Here is an 18,666-nt window from a genome sequence, read left to right on the forward strand (position 1 = left end):
CGCGCCCCGAAGCGAGAGCCCGCTCGTCCGCGCGTACGCCATGCGTACGGGACCGAGCCACGCCCCGCGCACACGATTCTCCTCTCCGGTTCTACCGCGCCTGCGAGAGCCGTGCTGCGTCCTGGCTGCCTTTCGACCATGAACGCCACGTGCCCGGCGCCCACGACGTGCCGCGCACTCGACAGTGACGGAAACCCAGTGATCACCACATCGGGCCTGACCAAGGTCTACCGCTCGCGCGGCCGCGAGGTCACCGCCCTCGACGGCGTCGATCTGCACGTCCGCGAGGGCGAGGTGTACGGCGTCATCGGCCAGTCCGGCGCCGGCAAGTCCTCGCTCATCCGCTGCGTCAACCTGCTGGAGCGCCCCACCTCCGGGACGGTGACCGTCGCCGGCCAGGACCTCACCGCCCTCGCCGGCCGCGGACCCCGGGCCGGCAAGGAGCTCCGGCGGGCGCGCAGCCGTATCGGCATGGTCTTCCAGCACTTCAACCTGCTGTCCTCGCGGACGGTCCAGGACAACGTCGAGCTGCCGCTGGAGATCCTCGGCAAGTCCGGCAAGGAGCGCTCGCGCAAGGCGCTGGAGCTGCTCGACCTCGTCGGACTCGCCGACAAGGCCAAGGCCTACCCGGCCCAGCTCTCCGGCGGGCAGAAGCAGCGCGTCGGCATCGCCCGCGCCCTGGCCGGCGACCCCAAGGTGCTGCTCTCCGACGAGGCCACCAGCGCCCTCGACCCGGAGACCACCCGCTCCATCCTCCAGCTGCTGCGCGACCTCAACCGGCAGCTGGGCCTGACCGTCCTGCTCATCACCCACGAGATGGACGTCGTGAAGTCGATCTGCGACTCGGCCGCGCTCATGGAGCGGGGCCGCATCGTCGAGTCCGGCACGGTCAGCGAGCTGCTCGCGACCCCCGGCTCCGAACTGGCCTCCGCGCTCTTCCCGGTGGGCGGCGAGGCCTCCGCCGACGACCGCACCGTCGTCGACGTGACCTTCCAGGGCGAGGCCGCCACCCAGCCGGTCATCTCCCAGCTCTCGCGCACCTACAACATCGACATCTCGATCCTCGGCGCCGCCATCGACACCGTCGGCGGCCTCCAGGTCGGCCGGATGCGCATCGAACTGCCCGGCCGCTACGAGGACAACGTCGTGCCGATCGGCTTCCTGCGCGAACAGGGCCTGCAGATCGACGTACTGGGCCAGGAGCCCGTTCTGCTGAAGGAAGGGGCCCAGCTGTGACCTGGTCCGAGATGCAGCCCCTGCTGTCCCAGGCGTGTTGGGACACCCTCTACATGGTCGGCTGGTCCACCCTCATCGCCGTCGTCGGCGGTCTCCCGCTCGGCATCCTCCTCGTCCTCACCGACAAGGGCGGCCTGCTCCAGAACGTCCTCGCCAACAAGGTCATCGGGCAGATCGTGAACGTCGCCCGGTCGATGCCGTTCATCATCCTGATGGTCGCGCTGATGAGCTTCACACGCTGGGTCACCGGGACGACGATCGGCCGGGAGGCGGCGATCGTGCCGCTCGCGATCGGTGCCATCCCGTTCTTCGCGCGTCTCGTCGAGACGGCTGTCCGCGAAGTGGACGGCGGGCTCGTGGAGGCCGTGCAGTCGATGGGCGGCAACACCTGGACGGTCGTACGCAAGGCCCTCGTGCCCGAGTCCCTGCCGTCCCTCATCGCCAGCACCACGACCACGATCGTCGCCCTCATCGGCTACTCGGCCATGGCCGGCACGGTCGGCGCGGGCGGCCTCGGCGACATCGCCATCCGCTACGGCTACCAGCGCTTCGAGACCGAGCTGATGTGGCTCACCGTCGCGATCCTCGCCGTCGTCATCTCCCTCATCCAGTTCGCCGGCGACTACGCGGCGCGCTCCCTGTACCGGCGGGGCGGACGCTCCGGTCCGGCGCCGAAGCTGCGCCTGCTGAAGGCCTCCACCGCCACCAGCAAGACCGTCTGAACCGTCCCGAACGGACCCCCGGAACTCCCCGCACACCCATGTCGGGGTCGCACCACCCATAGGAAAGGCACTTTTCGTGCGTAACACCGCCAAGATCACCACTGCCGTCCTCGCCGCCGGAGCCCTCACCCTCGGGCTCTCCGCCTGCGGCTCGGACAAGGACTCCGGTTCCGACGCCAGCGCCCCGCTGAAGGTCGCCGCCACGCCCACCCCGCAGGGCGAGATCCTCGCCTACGTCAAGGACAACCTCGCGAAGAAGGCCGGCCTCGAGCTCGAGGTCAAGGAGTTCACCGACTACGTGACGCCGAACACGGCCGTCCAGCAGGGTGAGGTCGACGCCAACTACTTCCAGCACCAGCCGTACCTGGACGACTTCAACAAGAAGAACGGCACCGACATCGTCGCCGTGCCGAACGCCACCGTGCACCTGGAGCCGCTCGGCGTGTACTCCCAGGGCGTAAAGAAGCTGTCGGACCTCAAGAAGGGCGCCACGGTCGCCCTGCCGAACGACACCACCAACGAGGCCCGCGCGCTGAAGCTGCTGGAAGCCAACGGAGTCATCAGGCTGAAGGCGGGCGTCGGCTACGAAGCGACCCCCAAGGACATCGCCTCCAACCCCAAGGACCTCCAGTTCAAGGAGCTCGAGGCGGCCCAGCTGCCGCGCTCCCTCGGCGACGTCGACGCAGCGGTCATCAACGGCAACTACGCCCTGGAGGCCGACCTCAGCCCGGCGAAGGACGCCATCGCCGCCGAGTCGCCCGAGGACAACCCGTACGGCAACTTCCTCGCCGTGAAGAAGGGCAACGAGGACGACCCGCGCGTGCAGAAGCTGGCGAAGCTGCTCACCTCGCCCGAGGTGAAGAAGTTCATCGAGGACAAGTACGACGGCGCCGTCGTCGCGGCGTTCTGACGGGTCAGCTTCATCTGACGGGGCGTATACCGCGTATCGCCACGCACGGGGTCCACTCGCTCACTTGGAGTGGACCCCGTGGTGCAGTTCAGTGCTTTCATGCTGCATGCTGGGCAGTTCAGCAGGCCCTGAAGGTTTTCCGAAGGTTACGGAGCGGCGCATGACTAGCACCTTCCCCAACATCTCCATCAGCACGGAGCGGTTGGTGCTGCGTCCCTTCGAGGAACCGGACACCGAGGCATTCGCCGAGATGATGAACGACGAGCTCGTCACCGCCTGGACCTCCGTGCCGCAGCCGTACACGCAGGCCGACGCCCGCGCCTGGATCACCGAACTCGCCCCCGCCGAACGCGCCGAGGGACGCGGCATCGTCTTCGCCGTCGACGAGTTCCTCACCCAGCGCCTCGTCGGCATCGTGCACCTGCAGAACACCGACTGGCGCATCCGCTCCAGCGAGATCTCCTACGTCATCGCGCCCTGGGCCCGCGGCGAGGGCTACGCGTCCGAGGCGGCCCTCGCCACCGCGCAGTGGCTCTTCCACGACCAGAAGTTCGAACGGCTGGAGCTGCGCACCGCCGCCGACAACACCGCCTCCCAGCAGGTGGCACAGAAGATCGGGTGTATCAGCGAGGGCGTGCTGCGCGGGGCCTGGATAGCCCGGACGAGGACGGACAGCGGCGCGTGGACCGACGTACGCACCGACCTCATCGTCTGGAGCCTGCTGCCCGAGGACCTGGAAGGCGTCGGCGACCAGGCGGCCGGCGACGGTTTCACCTCGTTCGGCGAGTGGAACTGACGGGAATCGAACCATCGGGCACCGGTGGTGCCGTCACGGCAACCAGGTACCCTCACGAAGCCCGCCCCTCGGGCTGCCCCACGACGACCTGCGTAATCCCTGGAGACTGACGACGATGGCCGACCGCGTCACGGTGATCGGCTGGGACGGCTCGCCGCTGACCGCCGCGGCACGCTCCGCCCTCGGTGCCGCCACGCTGGTCGCCGGCGCCGCCCACCACCTGGCGCTCCCCGAGGTGCCGCCCGCCGCCGAGCGCATCCGCCTCGGCAGCGTCGCCCTCGCCGCCCGCCGGATCGCCGGCCACCGAGGCACCGCCGTGGTGCTCGCCGACGGCGATCCCGGCTTCTTCGGAGTCGTACGGACCCTGCGCGGACCCGAGTTCGGCCTGGAGGTCGAGGTCGTCCCCGCCGTCTCCTCGGTCGCCGCCGCCTTCGCCCGGGCCGGCATGCCCTGGGACGACGCACAGGTGGTCGTCGCACACCGCCGCACCCTGCGACGCGCGGTCAATGTGTGCCGCGCCCACACCAAGGTCGCCGTCCTCACCTCACCGGGCGCCGGACCCGCCGAACTCGGCCTGCTCCTCGAAGGCGTCCACCGCACCTTCGTCATCTGCGAGGCACTGGGCACCGAACACGAGCAAGTCACCGTCGTCACCTCCGACAAGGCCGCCGACCACACCTGGCGCGACCCGAACGTCGTCATCGTCATCGGCGGACACCCCGGAACAGGCGCCCCGGCGGACGGCGGCGGATGGATCGCCGGCCGTGACTCGGGCGCCGGGCCGCGTGGCTGGACGCTGCCCGCCGAGTCGTACGGCGGTCTCATGGGCGAGGGCGAGCTGGAACCCCTGCGCGCGGCCCAACTCACGCGGCTCGGCCCGCGCGTCGGCGACCTCGTGTGGGACATCGGCTGCGGCAGCGGCGCCTTCGCCACCGAGGCCGCCCGGGCCGGCGCCGCTGTCATCGCCGTCGACCGCGACCCGCGGGCCTGCGAGCGCACCGGGGCCAACGCGCGCGCATTCGGAGTCCAGCTGCAGATCGTCCACGGCACCGCCCCGCACGTCCTGGAGAACCTTCCCGAACCCGACGTCGTCCGCGTCGGCGGCGGGGGAGCGGCCGTCGTCTCCGCCGTCGCCGACCGGCGCCCGCAGCGCATCGTCACGCACGCCGCGACCCGCGACGCCGCCGAACTCATCGGCCGCGACCTCACCGAGCACGGGTACGACGTGGAGTGCGCCCTGATGCAGTCCGTCCAACTCGACACGCGGGCCTGGACGGAGCGAGAGCGGACTGTTTCGTTCCTGCTCAGCGGGGTGTTGCCCGACCGCGCGGTATGACCGCGTGCCCGTCCCCGTGATCCTGTTGTCGTACCGCGCGCGGTAGGCTGGCCGATCGTTGTACCGCACTCGGTCGCCCGGCACTTCGTCGGTCAATGTCCGGAAAAACACGCCCCGTTTGGGGTGGGTGTGGTACGGCAGAACCGGAGGACGCGCAACGTGGCGCAGTCCACAGCGGCCTGTCGCGGATCAACCTGTCGCGACGGTCGAACGGCCACGACAATGCCACTCAATGGCTTTGTCGCCTTTTTGGGCGGGTCGTTCGTGCCGCTGGGCACGCACGCTCGTTCTTCACTGCGGGGGCGGTCGGTGCGCCGTTCCCGGGTGAGCTGGTCGTAGAAGCACTAACCGATGGGCGAGGGGTACGCATGACCGACACCGGCCAGGTCCCGGGCGAGGGACTGCCGGAGAGCGCAGGCATGGTGGAGCAGCCGGGCGCCCCCGCGGCGCACGGTGCGTACACCTACCTCTCCGAGACCACCGCCGAGGACGAAGACCTGCTGCTGCCCGGCACCCAGGGCGCCTGGGGCAACGAGGTCGCCCCGCCCGCGCCGGAGCCGGTCGTCGAGGCCCTGCACGAGCCGGGCCCGCACGAGCTCTCCGGCCGCGACAGCGGCTCGGTCGACCTCAGCGCCGTCCGTGTGCCGGGCCCCACGGCCCCCACGACGCCGATTCCGCCGATCACTCCGCGGCGCCCCCTGCATCTCGGCCCGCCCATCCCCGACGCCTCCGCCAGCCCGGTCCGCTCCCTCGCCGACCGCGGCGCCGTCGGCGCACCCGCGGGCCGGCCCGGTGCGGCCGGCCCCGAGTACCTCGATGTCCCGCAGCACCGCGACGCGTCGGTTCCACAGGCGGCGGCGCCCTGGGGTGCCCCCGCACAGGCCGCCCAGGCTCCGGCCCCGCCGCCGGTGAGCTCCGAGGTGGAGGCTGCCGAAACGGTTGTTCCGGCCGGGCAGCCGGTGGGCGCGGCGCAGGCGGTGGTGGCTCGGGTGGCCACGGAAGCCGGGGCCGCGAGTGGCGCTCCGCAGGGCGCGCCGGATGCCGCACACGCCGCTTCGGACGTTCCGCAGGGTGCCGTACCGGGTGCGCCCGTACCGCACGAGGGCGTCCCCGGCGGCCCGGTGCCGACGGCCGCTGACGGCCCGCCCGCGCCGGTCGCCGATGTCGGCCAGGGTGCGGAGGCCGGTCATGCTCCGGGCACGGGGCATGCGGCTGGTCCCGGGGAGATGCCGGGCGCCCATCAGGTTGGGGAGGCCGAGCAGGTGCCGGGTGGCGAGCAGGTCCCGGCCACTGAGGCAGCGCAGGGCCAGGAAGCCGGTCAGCTGCCGGGCGCCGCGCATGACCCGGCCGCCGGGGAGGCAGCGGGAGCTGCAGCCGTGGCAGGCGCTGAGGGCGACGTGGCCGGTACGGCCGACTCCGGAGCCGGAGCGGTCGAGGAGGAGGGCCCCTCCGGTGCTGACGGCGGGGAGGTTCCCGCGAGCGGGGCCGAAAACGCCGGGCAGGTGCCTGGCGCGGCCGGTGTCCCGGATGCCGTACAGGGCCCGGGAGTTGGCGACGCGCCCGAGAACGGGCAGGGCATCGAGCCCGAGCAGGCTCCGGCCGGCGTGGCGGGTGCTGAGGGTCTCCCGGTCGCCGCGGATGCCACGGCCGACGGCGCGCAGGCTGCCGAGGTCGCTGCCGGTGCTGAGGCCCAGGCCTCCGCCGTCCCCGTGGCCGAGGCCGCCGAGATTTCCGACGGGGCCGTGCCGGAGGCCGCGCAGGACGGCGAGGTCGCTGCGGCTGAGACTGCGGACGTCTCCGAAGCGCCTGCCCCCGAGGACGGGCCGGCCGTCGCAACGGCCGCTCCTGATGCGGTCCAGGCTGCGGCAGCGCCGGCTCCTGATGCGGTTCAGGGCGCTGCAACATCCGCCCCGGATGCGGTCCAGGCCGTCGCAGCGCCCGCTCCTGATGCCGGGCAGATGCCCGAGGCACCCGCTGCCGATGCCGAGCAGGCCCTAGAGGTTCCGTCCTCCGAGGCCGCTGAGGCCGCCGACGCTGCCGCGCCCGAGGCCCTCGCCCAGGGCACCGCAGCTCAGGCCACCGAAGACCCCGTGTCCGAGGTTGCCCCGACCCCCGAGACGGCCCCCGCCGCCGAGGTTGCCCAGACTGTGGTCGAGGGCGTCGACCCGGCTGACGTCCAGCCGACCACTGAGGCCGTCGCCGACCCGACGGCACCCGAAGCGGCGCCGGCTCCCCAGTCCGTGGACGCCGAGCAGGTCGGCCAGGCCCCACAGCCCGCCCAGGACGCCGCCGCCGTCGTAGCGCACGAATCGGCCCCGCACCCCTCGGACGCCGAGCAGGCCGCCCAGCAGCAGACCGAGCCCTCCGCCCCGGCCGCGCAGCCCGCCCACGACTCGCAGCAGGGCCCCGACGCCGTAGGGGATCCGAGCCTCGCCCAGGCCCAGCAGTCGGTGCAGGACGGCGTCCCCGTGGCCGCCGACGCAGCCGTCGCGGCACAGGCCGTGGCCGCCGGCGAGACGACCCCCGAGGCGGAAGCCCACATCGCGGACCCCGCGTCCCGGATGCCGGCCGCCCAGCAGACCGGGGACGTGACTCCCGAGTCGGCCGAGGCCCCCCAACCGCTCGCCGCGGCTGCCGCCTCCGCCTCCGGCCCCGGCGCCGCCGACCCGTCTTCCCCGGACGCGGTCACCCCGCAGCCCGTCCCGACGGATGCCGCACCGGCCGAGGCGCCCGAGCCGTTCGTCGCCGAACCCGCCGGACCGCAGCTCCAGCCCGCGGCCCAGTCCGCGCAGCAGGGACCGGCCCAACAGCCCGTCGCACCCGCCGAGTCCGGCCCGGGCGAGGCCGCGCCCGTCCTCCCGTCCGGCGCCCCGCTGGAGCCCACGCCCGGCCAGCCCGTCGGCCAGTTCGTCCCGGTCGAGGGCTCGGTGCCGACCGCCCCGCACCTCGCGCCGACCCCGCCGCAGCCGACCGTCCTGCCCACGGAGGAGGCCTCGGCTTCCCTCGCCACGGTGCCCGCACCCCGGGAGGGCGACCCCGACGTCGTCCAGCACGCGGAGGACCTGGACACCCGGGCCGCCGACCAGGAAGACCTCCAGGAAGAGAGCACGGGCCCAGTGGAAGAAGCACGTCAGTCCACCGGTCCCGCCGCACCCGCCTACGACGACGCCGAACGCGAGGCCGTCCTCAAGGTCATGCGCGAGCGCCGCGACATCCGCAACGGCTTCCGCAGCGACCCGATCCCGCACGAGGTGCTGCTCCGCGTCCTGGAGGCCGCGCACACCGCGCCCTCCGTGGGCCACTCGCAGCCCTGGGACTTCGTCGTCATCCGCTCGGCCGAGACCCGGCGCACCATGCACGAACTGGCCCAACGCCAGCGCGAGGCATACGCCAAGTCCCTCCCCAAGGGCCGGGCCAAGCAGTTCAAGGAACTGAAGATCGAGGCCATCCTCGACACCCCGGTGAACATCGTCGTCACCGCCGACCCGACCCGCGGCGGCCGCCACACCCTCGGCCGGCACACCCAGCCGCAGATGGCGCCGTACTCCGCCGCGCTGGCCGTCGAGAACCTCTGGCTCGCCGCCCGCGCCGAGGGCCTCGGCGTCGGCTGGGTCAGCTTCTTCGACGAGCGCGAGATGGTCCGCGCCCTCGGCCTGCCCGAGCACCTGGAGGTCATCGCCTACCTGTGCGTCGGGTACGTCGACGAGTTCCCGGACGAGCCCGAGCTGATGCAGGCCGGCTGGTCCAAGCGCCGCCCGCTGTCGTGGGTCGTGCACGAGGAGACGTACGGCCGTCGCGCCCTGCCCGGCGAGGAGCCGCACGACCTGCTCGCCGAGACCGTCGCCCAGATCCGCCCGCTGGACGCGAAGGCCCTCGGCGAGGCCTGGGAGCGGCAGAAGCGCATGACCAAGCCGGCCGGCGCGCTCGGCATGCTGGAGATCATCTCCGCCCAGCTGTCCGGTCTGTCCCGCCAGTGCCCGCCGCCGATCCCGGAGCCCGCGGCCGTCGCGATCTTCGCCGGCGACCACGGCGTGCACGCCCAGGGCGTCACCCCCTGGCCGCAGGAGGTGACGGCCCAGATGGTCGCCAACTTCCTCGGCGGCGGCGCGGTCTGCAACGCCTTCGCGGGCCAGGTGGGCGCCGAGGTCTGCGTCGTCGACGTGGGCGTGGCGGCCGACCTCCCGGCCACCCCCGGCCTCCTGCCCCGCAAGGTCCGCGCGGGCACCTCCGACATGACGACCGGCCCCGCGATGAGCCGCGAGGAGGCCAAGCAGGCCATCGAGGTCGGCATCGAAACCGCCCGCGACCTGGTGGCGGCCGGCAACAAGGCCCTGCTGACGGGTGAGATGGGCATCGCCAACACGACCGCGTCGGCGGCCCTGATCTCTGTCTTCACCGACACCGACCCGGCCGAGGTGACGGGCCGTGGCACCGGCATCAACGACGAGACCCTCGCCCGCAAGACGGAGGTCGTCCGCCGCGCCATCGAAGTCCACCAGCCCGACCCCGCCGACCCCATCGGCGTCCTCGCCGCGATCGGCGGCTTCGAACACGCCGCGATGGTCGGCCTCCTGCTGGGCGGCGCCTCCCTGCGCACCCCGGTGATCCTGGACGGCGTCAGCGCCGGCGCCGCCGCCCTGGTCGCCCGCGCGATCGCCCCCGAGGTCCTGGCCGCCTGCATCGCGGGCCACCGCAGCGCCGAGCCCGGCCACGTGGCCGCCCTCAACAAGCTGGGGTTGCGCCCCTTGGTCGACCTGGACCTGAGACTGGGCGAGGGCACGGGCGCACTGCTCGCGCTGCCGCTGGTCCAGAGCACGGCCAGGGCGATGCACGAGGTGGCGACGTTCGATTCGGCGGGGGTAACTGAGAAGTAGCGGATGCCGTGGTGCGGCGAGGGACTTCGGTACGACAGCGCCGGGTCCCTCGCAGAAGTGCCGCATGGCAGCAGTTCGTCCGTTGGTCTGTGGGCAGTCGTTCCGCAGGGCGGAACGGGTGGGCACAGACCAAAGCACCCGCACCCGCCGACCAAGCTCAGCCACCGGACACCCAAGCCGCTCTCCCCACCCGCCCCGTAAAATCCGCACGTCAGGGCCACTGCACCGCCGTACAGAGGAGCCGCACCCTCATGGCCGAAAACCCCGCCTACCCCGTAGGCCTCCGCCTCACCGGCCGCAAAGTGGTCGTCCTCGGCGGCGGCCAGGTCGCCCAGCGCCGCCTCCCGGCACTGATCGCAGCGGGCGCGGACATCCTCCTCGTTTCCCCGGAAGCCACTCCCTCGGTCGAGGCCATGGCCGACGCAGGCGAGATCACGTGGCAGAAACGCCCGTACGAGGACGGCGACCTCGCCGACGCCTGGTACGCCCTGATCGCCACCGGCGACAAGGAAGCGAACACCCGGGCCTCCGCCGAAGCGGAGCGCAACCGCGTCTGGTGCGTCCGCTCCGACGACGCCGACGCCGCCACCGCCTGGACCCCCGCCACCGGCCACAGCGAGGGCGTCACGGTCGCCGTCCTGACCACCAGCGCCCGTGGCCGCGACCCCCGCCACACGGCGGCCATCCGCGACGCCGTCGTCGAGGGCCTGCGCGACGGCACCCTCGTCGCCCCCCACCACCGCACCCGCACCCCGGGCGTCGCCCTGGTCGGCGGCGGTCCGGGCGACCCGGACCTGATCACCGTCCGAGGCCGCCGCCTCCTCGCCGAGGCCGACGTCGTCATCGCCGACCGCCTCGGCCCCCGCGACCTGCTCGCCGAACTCCCGCCGCACGTCGAGGTGATCGACGCGGCGAAGATCCCGTACGGCCGCTTCATGGCCCAGGAGGCCATCAACAACGCCCTGATCGAGCACGCGAAGCAGGGCAAGTCGGTCGTACGGCTGAAGGGCGGCGACCCGTACGTCTTCGGCCGCGGCATGGAGGAGCTGCACGCCCTCGCCGAAGCCGGCATCCCCTGCACGGTGGTCCCCGGCATCTCCAGCTCGATCTCGGTGCCGGGCGCGGCCGGCATCCCGGTCACCCACCGTGGCGTGGCCCACGAGTTCACGGTGGTCAGCGGCCACGTGGCCCCCGACGACGAGCGTTCCCTCGTCGACTGGCCGTCGCTGGCCAAGCTGACCGGGACGCTCGTGATCCTCATGGGCGTCGACAAGATCGGCAAGATCGCCGAGACCCTCGTCGCGCACGGCAAGTCCGCCGACACGCCCGTCGCCCTGATCCAGGAGGGCACGACCGCCGCCCAGCGCCGAGTCGACGCGACCCTGGCGACGGTCGCGGAGACGGTGCGGACCGAGGACGTGAAGCCCCCGGCGGTCATCGTCATCGGGGAGGTCGTGAACGTAGGACCGAACCCCTCCGCGTAACCGCGGGTAACCCACCCGTCCCAAGCCGTTGGCACCGCACCCAGGACAAGGCAGTATCACCCTGTGGCCGATCTCATCACCGTCGATGACCCCGACGACCCGCGCCTGCGCGACTACACGGGCCTGACCGACGTCGAACTGCGCCGCAAGCGAGAACCGGCCGAGGGCCTGTTCATCGCCGAGGGCGAGAAGGTGATCAGACGGGCCAAGGAAGCCGGCTACGAGATGCGGTCGATGCTGCTCTCGGCCAAGTGGGTCGACGTCATGCGCGACGTCATCGACGAACTCCCGGCCCCGGTGTACGCGGTCAGCCCGGACCTCGCCGAGCAGGTCACCGGCTACCACGTGCACCGCGGCGCGCTCGCCTCCATGCAGCGCAAGCCGCTGCCGACCGCCATCGAACTCCTCCAGTCCGCCCGCCGGGTGGTGGTCATGGAGTCGGTCAACGACCACACCAACATCGGCGCCATATTCCGCTCGGCGGCGGCCCTCGGCATGGACGCGGTGTTGCTGTCGCCCGACTGCGCCGACCCGCTCTACCGCCGCAGCGTGAAGGTCTCTATGGGCGCCGTCTTCTCCGTCCCCTACGCCCGCCTGGAGACCTGGCCCAAGGGCCTGGAGTCGGTCCGCGAAGCCGGCTTCACCCTGCTCGCCCTCACCCCCGACGAGAAGGCCAAGACCCTCGACGAGGCCGCCCCGCACAGGATGGAGCGGGTGGCCCTCATGCTCGGCGCCGAGGGCGACGGCCTCTCCACCCAGGCCCTGGTCGCCGCCGACGAATGGGTACGCATCCCGATGGCCCACGGCGTCGACTCCCTCAACGTCGGCGCGGCGGCCGCGGTCGCCTTCTACGCGGTGGCCACGGGCCGCCCCCAGGTCTAAGGCCTACGGCGATGGAGCAGCGCGAGGCGATCGTCGCGGTCCTGCTCCGTGCCGACCGGGTCCTCGCCATCCGCCGCGGCCCCGCCGTCGCACGCCCCGGCTACTGGCAGCCGCTCAGCGGGAAGATCGAGCCGGGAGAGACCCAGCGGGAGGCCGTCGTCCGGGAGGTCCGGGAGGAGGTGGGCCTCACCGTCGTACCTCTGGCGAAGGTCTGGGAGTCGGAGACCGACGACGGCAGCTTCCGCCTCCACTGGTGGACGGCACGGGCCGACACCGGAGAAGTGGTGCCCGATCCGGACGAGGTCGGCGAAGCGCGCTGGGTCACGCCGGAGGAGTTCCTGTCCCTGGACCCCGTCTTCGACGGTGACCGGGAGTTCTTCGAACGGATCCTGCCCGGTCTGTGAGCCCGGTCGTTCCGCAGACCGGCGGCACGAGCTGCTCGGAGAGAAGTAGCTACTCGCAGATGACGAGCTACTCGGAGATGTCGAACGTCGTCTCGTACTGATCGGACATCGAGTCCCCGTCGAGCGGCGAGTGGCCCGGCTCCACCTGCTCCTGGCGCTCCCGTACGACGTCCCCGTCGTTGCCGAGCCCGCGGTCCGGGCCCTGGCAGCCCTGCGCCGCGGCGATGCCGAGCGCCACCAGCAGGGTCACCACGACGAACACGAACAGCCGCTGCCGCAGCAGCTGCGGGTTGGCGGGCCGCCGGCCCGTCCCCGTGTTCCGCGGCGCCGGACGGCTCGTACCACTGCGCGGGGCGGGAGGCCGGTTGCCGTTGCCCGAACGCGGGGTGTTCCGGGAGGACGGCGTCGGCCGGGTCCCGGACCGGGACGACGCCGTACCGCTGTGCGGGGCGCTGCCGCCCCTCGGCGCGCCCCCGTCGCGCGCGGGGCCGGGTCCGCGCGAGGCGCTGCTGCCCCGGGGCATGCCGATGCCGCGCGGCGGGGGAGTGCCCTGCGGGCGGCGCTGGGCGCGCTGCTGGTCGGCGTAGGTGTCGACGAGCCGTCCGGTCGGGCGGTCCGCCTCGGCGGAGCGCGGCGCGGGCGGGCGTACGTCGGACAGGCCCTGCGCCTCCCGGGCCGCGATCTCCTTGAGACGCAGCGACAGCTGCAGCGTGCTGGGCCGCTCCTCCGGGTCCTTGGCCAGACACGCCCGTACGAGCGGGGCGAGGGCGTCCGGTACGCCGTGCAGCTGCGGCTCCTCGTGCACGACGCGGTACAGCATCACCTCCGAACTGCCGTGCCCGAAGGGTGAGTCGGCCATCGACGCGTATGCGAGCGTGGCGCCGAGGGAGAAGACGTCCGTGGCCGGGGTGACGGCGGCGCCGCGCACCTGCTCCGGAGCGAGGAAGCCGGGGGAGCCGACCGCCGTGCCGACGTGGGTGAGGGTCGAGGCGCCCGTCGCCCAGGCGATGCCGAAGTCGATGATCCGCGGGCCCTTGGGGGACAGCAGGATGTTGGACGGCTTCAGATCCCGGTGCACGACCCCGGCCTCGTGGACGGCGACCAGTCCCTCGGACAGCGCGGCACCGATGACGGCGACCTCCGCCGCGCCGAGCGGGCCCTCGTCGGCGACCTTGTCGTGCAGGGAGGGGCCGGGTACGTACTGGGTGGCGAACCAGGGGCGGTCCGCCTCGAGGTCGGCGGCCACGAGCCGTGCCGTACAGCCGCCGCGAATCCGCCGTGCCGCCGAGACCTCACGCGCGAACCGCGAGCGGAACTCCTGGTCCTCCGCCAGGTCGGGCCGGATCACCTTCAGCGCGACCCGCTGCCCCTTCTTGTCGGAGCCCAGGTAGACGACGCCCATGCCGCCCGCGCCAAGCCGTCTGTGAAGCCTGAACGAGCCGACGACGCGCGGGTCCTCGCGCCTCAGGCGCATCATCGCCATGTTCATCCCCGCTGCCCGGTCCGTCTGACGAGCCACAGCTTACGTTTCCACGGGCCGCCGTGCGCAGAGGCCGCGCCCTCTCGGGGCGATGGATTGTCAGTGGGGGGTGGGAGACTTGAAGGGTGGTCAGGGGGCGGGTGAGCAGGGCGACTTCGGCCTCGCCCCGCCCCCAACCATCCGTCGCAGAAGGGGGATTGAGCCCGTGAAGGGTGATCGCGTGGAGATAGTCGTGGACGCAGGGGACACGACGCGCACGTACGAGGTGGTGGCGAGCAGGGCGGGCCGCCGGGTGGAGACGGCGGTGCGCCGGGGTGTCGTGGAAGTGAGCGAAGTCACCCGGAACGGGTCGGTGGTGCGTACGGCCCGCTTCATGGCGAACCGGGTCCTGGCGCTGGTCGAGCAGCCGGTGCCGAGGGAGGACGGCTCGGAGAAGAGTGCGGACAAACCGGGGTAGACCTGGCGTCCCCTCGGGGAAGACCCCGAGACCTAGGTCCGCGTCTCCACCCAGGGGAGTACTCCGCAGGTGATGGCTCATCCTCCGGGAGGCCCGGCAATCGGTACGAGGGCATGACGCCCGGGGTGGCCCGGCCGCCTAGATTTGAAGTCAAGCGGCGGGTGGCAGCACTCGTCCCCCGAGGTCAGACACCCGCCGCTGCCAACGACAACCGACACAGGTCAGGAGAGGGACCATGGCCCAGACGGCACCGCGGACGCTGATCCGCATGCAGGAGCGCACGGTGCTGCGCCCCCGCCGTCAGGGCCGCCGCCACCCCTTGGTGGCGACGCTCATGGCCCTTCCCCTGGCGGCCCTTCTCCTCCTCGTCTTCGACGGCTGGGAGACAGTGGCCACACAGGCGTCGTCCGTGGGCGTGATGCTGGGGCGCTGAGCGGCGACCCCAGGCCCGGAAGAGCGGTCCGGGCGGGGACATCCACCCATGAAACCCCGTGGGGACGGGGGTGCGGCGGACGGCACAAATGCCGGCGCAGCTGGGGAGCTGCGCCGGCATTGCTGTGTTTTGCGCCTAAACCGGCGCCGCTTTCGCGGACGTGGTTGCTCGCCGTGGGCGTTGCTCGATTATTGGTTGCGGTGGTCACAGGTGGGGTGTGGCGCGTGTGATCGCGCGGGTGCGGCCTGTGCGCTGGATGCGCGCGATCCGGTACACCGCAGCAGCCCGCCAGCCCGCCAGCCCGCCAGCCCGCCAGTCCGCCAGTCCGCCAGTCCGCCAGGCCAGCCCGCCAGCCCGGCCTGCATAGCCTGCGGGCAGTCGTGCCGCTGGGGCGGCACGGGTGGGCGCAGGCGGCGCCCCGCAAGCGCCGGGCTGCGCGACCCACCCCCGCCCAGCCCAACGCCGGGCGCCCGGCAAACCCGCCGTACCCGGGCCGCCCGTACGGCCAAGCCGCCGCCCTCACCCCCGTACCCTCGGCCCCAACGCATCCGCACCCAAGGGACCCCAGTGACCGCGAACCCCCTCCTGCCCCACCTCACCGCCCGAGCCGAAGCCGCGGCTCACTCGCGCACATCCGGCTGTCCCTGCGGAGCAACCGTCACGCTCGCCGACCGCCCCGACGCCACCGTCGTCCGGCATGCCGACACGGTCGCCAAAGCCCACGCCCAGGACCTCACCACTGCCGACCTCACCCCCCGCCTCACCGCCGCCACGCACCTCCCCGGCGTCCTCCTGCCCCCGCTCAGCCCCAAGCCCGCAGACTTGCACGGCCGGCTGGTGACCTTCTGGCCCTACGGCACCCCGGTGGACCCGGAAGATCCCGACGCCGCCCCCTGGGAAGCAGCCGCAACCCTCCTCGCCCGCCTGCACCGAACCCCCGCACCCACCCCGCTGCCACCGATGCGCGGCCCGGTCAAGGCCGCCCTCGCCGTGTCCCGCCTCCGCGCCGTCGCCGACGCGGACGCAGAAATGACCCCCGGCGCCACGGCGGTCCTGCGCGCCTGGGGCACCCTTCCCGCCTGGGCCCGCGCCGAGGCCGCTCAGCCCGACACCGCCACCCTCTGCCACGGTGACCTCCACCTCGGCCAACTCGTCCGTCACCCGGCCCCGGACGGCCCTTGGCTCCTCATCGACGTCGACGACCTCGGCGTGGGCGTGCCCGCCTGGGATCTCGGGCGGCCGGCCGCGTGGTACGCCTGCGGGCTGCTGCCGCCCGAGGAGTGGACCCGCTTCCTGGCTGCCTACCGCGCTGCCCGCGGCCCGGCCGTCCCCGCCGACGGCGACCCCTGGCCCGCGCTGGACGTCCCGGCCCGCGCCCTCACCGTGCAGACCGCCGCCCGTGCGATCACCAAGGCGGTGGCCGAGGGGCGTCTCCTGGACGAGGTCGAGCAGTGTCTGGTCGACGCCTGTGACCGAATGGCGTCCGTCCCCCCTGAGTTGACCCACGGATACGCAAAGTAGGGTGCAACCGACCGCAGCCGGACAGAGTCTGTCCTGGCGATACGCGAAGCAGGACCGACCGGCGAGGAGTTGAGCCGACCATGCAGTGTCCGAAGTGCCATGCGCCGATGCACACGTACAACCGCAACGGCGTTCAGATCGAGCAGTGCAGCGGCTGCCGTGGGATCTTTCTCGACTACGGCGAGCTGGAGGCGCTGACCCGCCTGGAGTCCCAGTGGTCCCAGCCGGCGCCGCCGCCTCCGGCCGCCCCCCAGGCCTACCCGGCCGCCGCCCCTCAGGCGCCCGCCTGGGGCGCCCCGCACGGTGGTCACCATGGCGGTCACTACGGCCACAAGCGGCACAAGAGCTTCGGCCACATGCTGTTCTCCAGCTGAGCAGGACCGAGCTGCAAGAAGCCCCCGGTCGACGACCGGGGGCTTCGGCATGTGGACGATACTGGGATTGAACCAGTGACCTCTTCCGTGTCAGGGAAGCGCTCTCCCGCTGAGCTAATCGTCCTCGGGACCACGATCACTCCATGGAGCCGATCATGGGCACTGCGTGCGCGATACTGGGATTGAACCAGTGACCTCTTCCGTGTCAGGGAAGCGCTCTCCCGCTGAGCTAATCGCGCGGGTCAGACCCTCGATGATCAGTCGAAGATCCAGTGGACGATACTGGGATTGAACCAGTGACCTCTTCCGTGTCAGGGAAGCGCTCTCCCGCTGAGCTAATCGTCCTTGGAGGTGGAGACGGGATTTGAACCCGTGTAGACGGCTTTGCAGGCCGTTGCCTCGCCTCTCGGCCACTCCACCAGGAGTGTAGGGGTTCGGGAAGATCCCCTGTTCCTTCGAGCGGACGACGAGGCTCGAACTCGCGACCTCAACCTTGGCAAGGTTGCGCTCTACCAACTGAGCTACGTCCGCTTGTCGTTTCGTTCCGCTCCCGCGGCCCGGCGACGTGTTGAACTCTAGCGGATTCCGGGGCCAGTACAAAAACGCGTTTGTGCAGCGTGCTGCGCTGCACCTGCTCAGGGACCCGGGGAAGCTCCCCGAAGGGACATGGCCAGGTCACCCGCGGGACACCGGCCATAGACTCGACTGCGTGCTCGACCTCCCTCCTCTCGCCCGCTTCGGCGCCCGCGTCGCCACCGGCCTCCTCGATGTCACCAGCGACCCCGCGGCCCTGGACTCCAGCGGTTTCTGGGCCGTCTGCGCCGACTTCGAGGGCGGTCTGACCTGCGCCCGCTTCCGCGACGTACGCGAGGAGCCCGTGCCCGCGCCGGTGCCGGGGGAGTGGACCGGCCCGGCGACCGGTGACTGGACGTCCTCCCTCGACCGCGCCGCGTACATGGCGGGCGTACGGCGCATCCGCGAGCACATCGCGGCCGGAGAGGTCTACCAGGCCAACCTCTGCCGTGTCCTGAGCGCGCCGATCGGTCCGGACGCCGACGTGGACGCCCTGACCGCGCTGCTGGCCCGCGGCAACCCGGCGCCGTACGCAGGAACGATCCGGCTGCCGGGGCACGGCGTGGAGACAGCCACCGCGTCTCCCGAGCTCTTCCTGCGGCGCGACGGGCGCGTCGTCGAGTCCGGGCCTATCAAGGGCACCGGGCGTACCGAGGCGGACCTGTTGGAGAAGGACTACGCCGAGAACGTGATGATCGTGGACCTCGTGCGGAACGACATCGGCCGCGTGTGTGCCACCGGGACCGTGACCGTCCCCGACCTGTGTGCCGTCGAGAAGCACCCGGGGCTCGTCCATCTCGTGTCGACCGTACGAGGTGAGTTGCGTGCGGGCGCCGGCTGGCCCGAGCTGCTCGACGCCGCCTTCCCGCCCGGCTCGGTCACCGGCGCTCCGAAGTCCAGCGCCCTGAGGATCATCGACGCGCTGGAGACGTCGCCGCGCGGGCCGTACTGCGGCGGCATCGGCTGGGTCGACGCCGACCGGGGCGTCGGTGAGCTGGCCGTCGGGATACGTACCTTCTGGATCGACCGGGGCGAGGGCGTGCTGCGTTTCGGTACCGGCGCGGGGATCACCTGGGGGTCGGACCCCGAGGGAGAGTGGCGGGAGACCGAGCTGAAGGCGGCCCGGCTGCTCGCGGTAGCGTCGGGGGCGTATGCGGTGAGTGGAGAGGGGCTGACGACGTGAA

General features: G+C 72.4%; 15 protein-coding genes and 5 tRNA genes. 14 read left to right on the top strand and 6 right to left on the bottom strand.

The features are described from left to right. Window positions 1–198: 198 nt before the first annotated feature. The 9 genes from ACZ7L6_RS36660 (at window position 199) to ACZ7L6_RS36700 (ending at window position 12,644) form a co-directional block, all read left to right on the top strand. Window positions 199–1,236, top strand: a complete 1,038-nt coding sequence (locus ACZ7L6_RS36660) for a methionine ABC transporter ATP-binding protein (RefSeq protein WP_471931653.1) — start codon at window positions 199–201, stop codon at window positions 1,234–1,236. Continuing rightward, window positions 1,233–1,958: a methionine ABC transporter permease gene (locus ACZ7L6_RS36665; protein ID WP_471931655.1), complete on the top strand. Its 726-nt coding sequence runs from the start codon at window positions 1,233–1,235 to the stop codon at window positions 1,956–1,958. The genes ACZ7L6_RS36660 and ACZ7L6_RS36665 overlap by 4 nt, the downstream gene beginning before the upstream one ends. A gap of 76 nt (window positions 1,959–2,034) precedes the next feature. Further along, the gene (locus ACZ7L6_RS36670) at window positions 2,035–2,868 is read left to right on the top strand and encodes a MetQ/NlpA family ABC transporter substrate-binding protein (RefSeq protein WP_471931657.1); all 834 of its coding nucleotides are present in this window, start codon (window positions 2,035–2,037) and stop codon (window positions 2,866–2,868) included. A gap of 160 nt (window positions 2,869–3,028) precedes the next feature. Continuing rightward, window positions 3,029–3,664, top strand: coding sequence for a GNAT family N-acetyltransferase (locus ACZ7L6_RS36675; RefSeq protein WP_471931659.1), 636 nt, complete (start codon window positions 3,029–3,031; stop codon window positions 3,662–3,664). A 115-nt stretch (window positions 3,665–3,779) separates the two neighbouring features. Beyond that, window positions 3,780–5,000, top strand: coding sequence for a precorrin-6y C5,15-methyltransferase (decarboxylating) subunit CbiE (cbiE, locus tag ACZ7L6_RS36680; protein WP_471931661.1), 1,221 nt, complete (start codon window positions 3,780–3,782; stop codon window positions 4,998–5,000). Between the two features lie 368 nt (window positions 5,001–5,368). Next, window positions 5,369–9,874 carry a nicotinate-nucleotide--dimethylbenzimidazole phosphoribosyltransferase gene (gene cobT / locus ACZ7L6_RS36685; protein WP_471931663.1) on the top strand — a complete coding sequence of 1,502 codons (4,506 nt, stop codon included), beginning with the start codon at window positions 5,369–5,371 and terminating at the stop codon, window positions 9,872–9,874. 251 nt (window positions 9,875–10,125) lie between these two features. Then, window positions 10,126–11,358 (top strand): uroporphyrinogen-III C-methyltransferase, encoded by a 1,233-nt coding sequence (gene cobA, locus ACZ7L6_RS36690; RefSeq protein WP_471931665.1) that lies wholly within the window; start codon window positions 10,126–10,128, stop codon window positions 11,356–11,358. Window positions 11,359–11,421: 63 nt separating this feature from the next. Further along, window positions 11,422–12,240, top strand: coding sequence for a TrmH family RNA methyltransferase (locus ACZ7L6_RS36695; protein WP_471931667.1), 819 nt, complete (start codon window positions 11,422–11,424; stop codon window positions 12,238–12,240). Window positions 12,241–12,251: 11 nt separating this feature from the next. Then, window positions 12,252–12,644: an NUDIX domain-containing protein gene (locus tag ACZ7L6_RS36700; RefSeq protein ID WP_471931669.1), complete on the top strand. Its 393-nt coding sequence runs from the start codon at window positions 12,252–12,254 to the stop codon at window positions 12,642–12,644. Window positions 12,645–12,711: 67 nt separating this feature from the next. On the opposite strand, the gene ACZ7L6_RS36705 is transcribed toward ACZ7L6_RS36700, so the two are convergent. Continuing rightward, window positions 12,712–14,133 (bottom strand): serine/threonine-protein kinase, encoded by a 1,422-nt coding sequence (locus ACZ7L6_RS36705; RefSeq protein ID WP_471931746.1) that lies wholly within the window; start codon window positions 14,131–14,133, stop codon window positions 12,712–12,714. A 196-nt stretch (window positions 14,134–14,329) separates the two neighbouring features. Here ACZ7L6_RS36705 and ACZ7L6_RS36710 point away from each other — a divergent pair, with 196 nt between their 5' ends. From ACZ7L6_RS36710 to ACZ7L6_RS36725, 4 genes are all read left to right on the top strand, one after another. Beyond that, the gene (locus ACZ7L6_RS36710) at window positions 14,330–14,581 is read left to right on the top strand and encodes a hypothetical protein (protein ID WP_471931671.1); all 252 of its coding nucleotides are present in this window, start codon (window positions 14,330–14,332) and stop codon (window positions 14,579–14,581) included. A 235-nt stretch (window positions 14,582–14,816) separates the two neighbouring features. Next, window positions 14,817–15,014, top strand: a complete 198-nt coding sequence (locus tag ACZ7L6_RS36715; RefSeq protein WP_433037802.1) for a hypothetical protein — start codon at window positions 14,817–14,819, stop codon at window positions 15,012–15,014. A 567-nt stretch (window positions 15,015–15,581) separates the two neighbouring features. Further along, a complete protein-coding gene (locus ACZ7L6_RS36720; RefSeq protein ID WP_471931673.1) occupies window positions 15,582–16,535 on the top strand; it encodes a phosphotransferase family protein in 954 nt (317 codons plus the stop codon). A gap of 80 nt (window positions 16,536–16,615) precedes the next feature. Continuing rightward, complete coding sequence (locus ACZ7L6_RS36725) at window positions 16,616–16,909, top strand: TFIIB-type zinc ribbon-containing protein (protein ID WP_471931675.1); 294 nt, start codon at window positions 16,616–16,618, stop codon at window positions 16,907–16,909. Between the two features lie 52 nt (window positions 16,910–16,961). Here ACZ7L6_RS36725 and ACZ7L6_RS36730 read toward each other — a convergent pair. The 5 genes from ACZ7L6_RS36730 to ACZ7L6_RS36750 form a co-directional block, all read right to left on the bottom strand. Next, a tRNA-Val gene (locus ACZ7L6_RS36730) sits at window positions 16,962–17,033 on the bottom strand. A gap of 43 nt (window positions 17,034–17,076) precedes the next feature. Continuing rightward, window positions 17,077–17,148 (bottom strand) — tRNA-Val (locus ACZ7L6_RS36735). A gap of 34 nt (window positions 17,149–17,182) precedes the next feature. Continuing rightward, window positions 17,183–17,254, bottom strand: a tRNA-Val gene (locus tag ACZ7L6_RS36740). 1 nt (window position 17,255) lies between these two features. Then, window positions 17,256–17,329: transfer RNA gene (locus ACZ7L6_RS36745), tRNA-Cys, on the bottom strand. Window positions 17,330–17,367: 38 nt separating this feature from the next. Continuing rightward, a tRNA-Gly gene (locus ACZ7L6_RS36750) sits at window positions 17,368–17,440 on the bottom strand. A gap of 178 nt (window positions 17,441–17,618) precedes the next feature. On the opposite strand from ACZ7L6_RS36750, the gene ACZ7L6_RS36755 reads away from it, so the two are divergent. After that, window positions 17,619–18,665 carry a chorismate-binding protein gene (locus ACZ7L6_RS36755; RefSeq protein ID WP_471931677.1) on the top strand — a complete coding sequence of 349 codons (1,047 nt, stop codon included), beginning with the start codon at window positions 17,619–17,621 and terminating at the stop codon, window positions 18,663–18,665. The last annotated feature ends 1 nt before the right edge of the window (window position 18,666 follow it).

Source organism: Streptomyces sp. NPDC107522, from assembly GCF_055657525.1.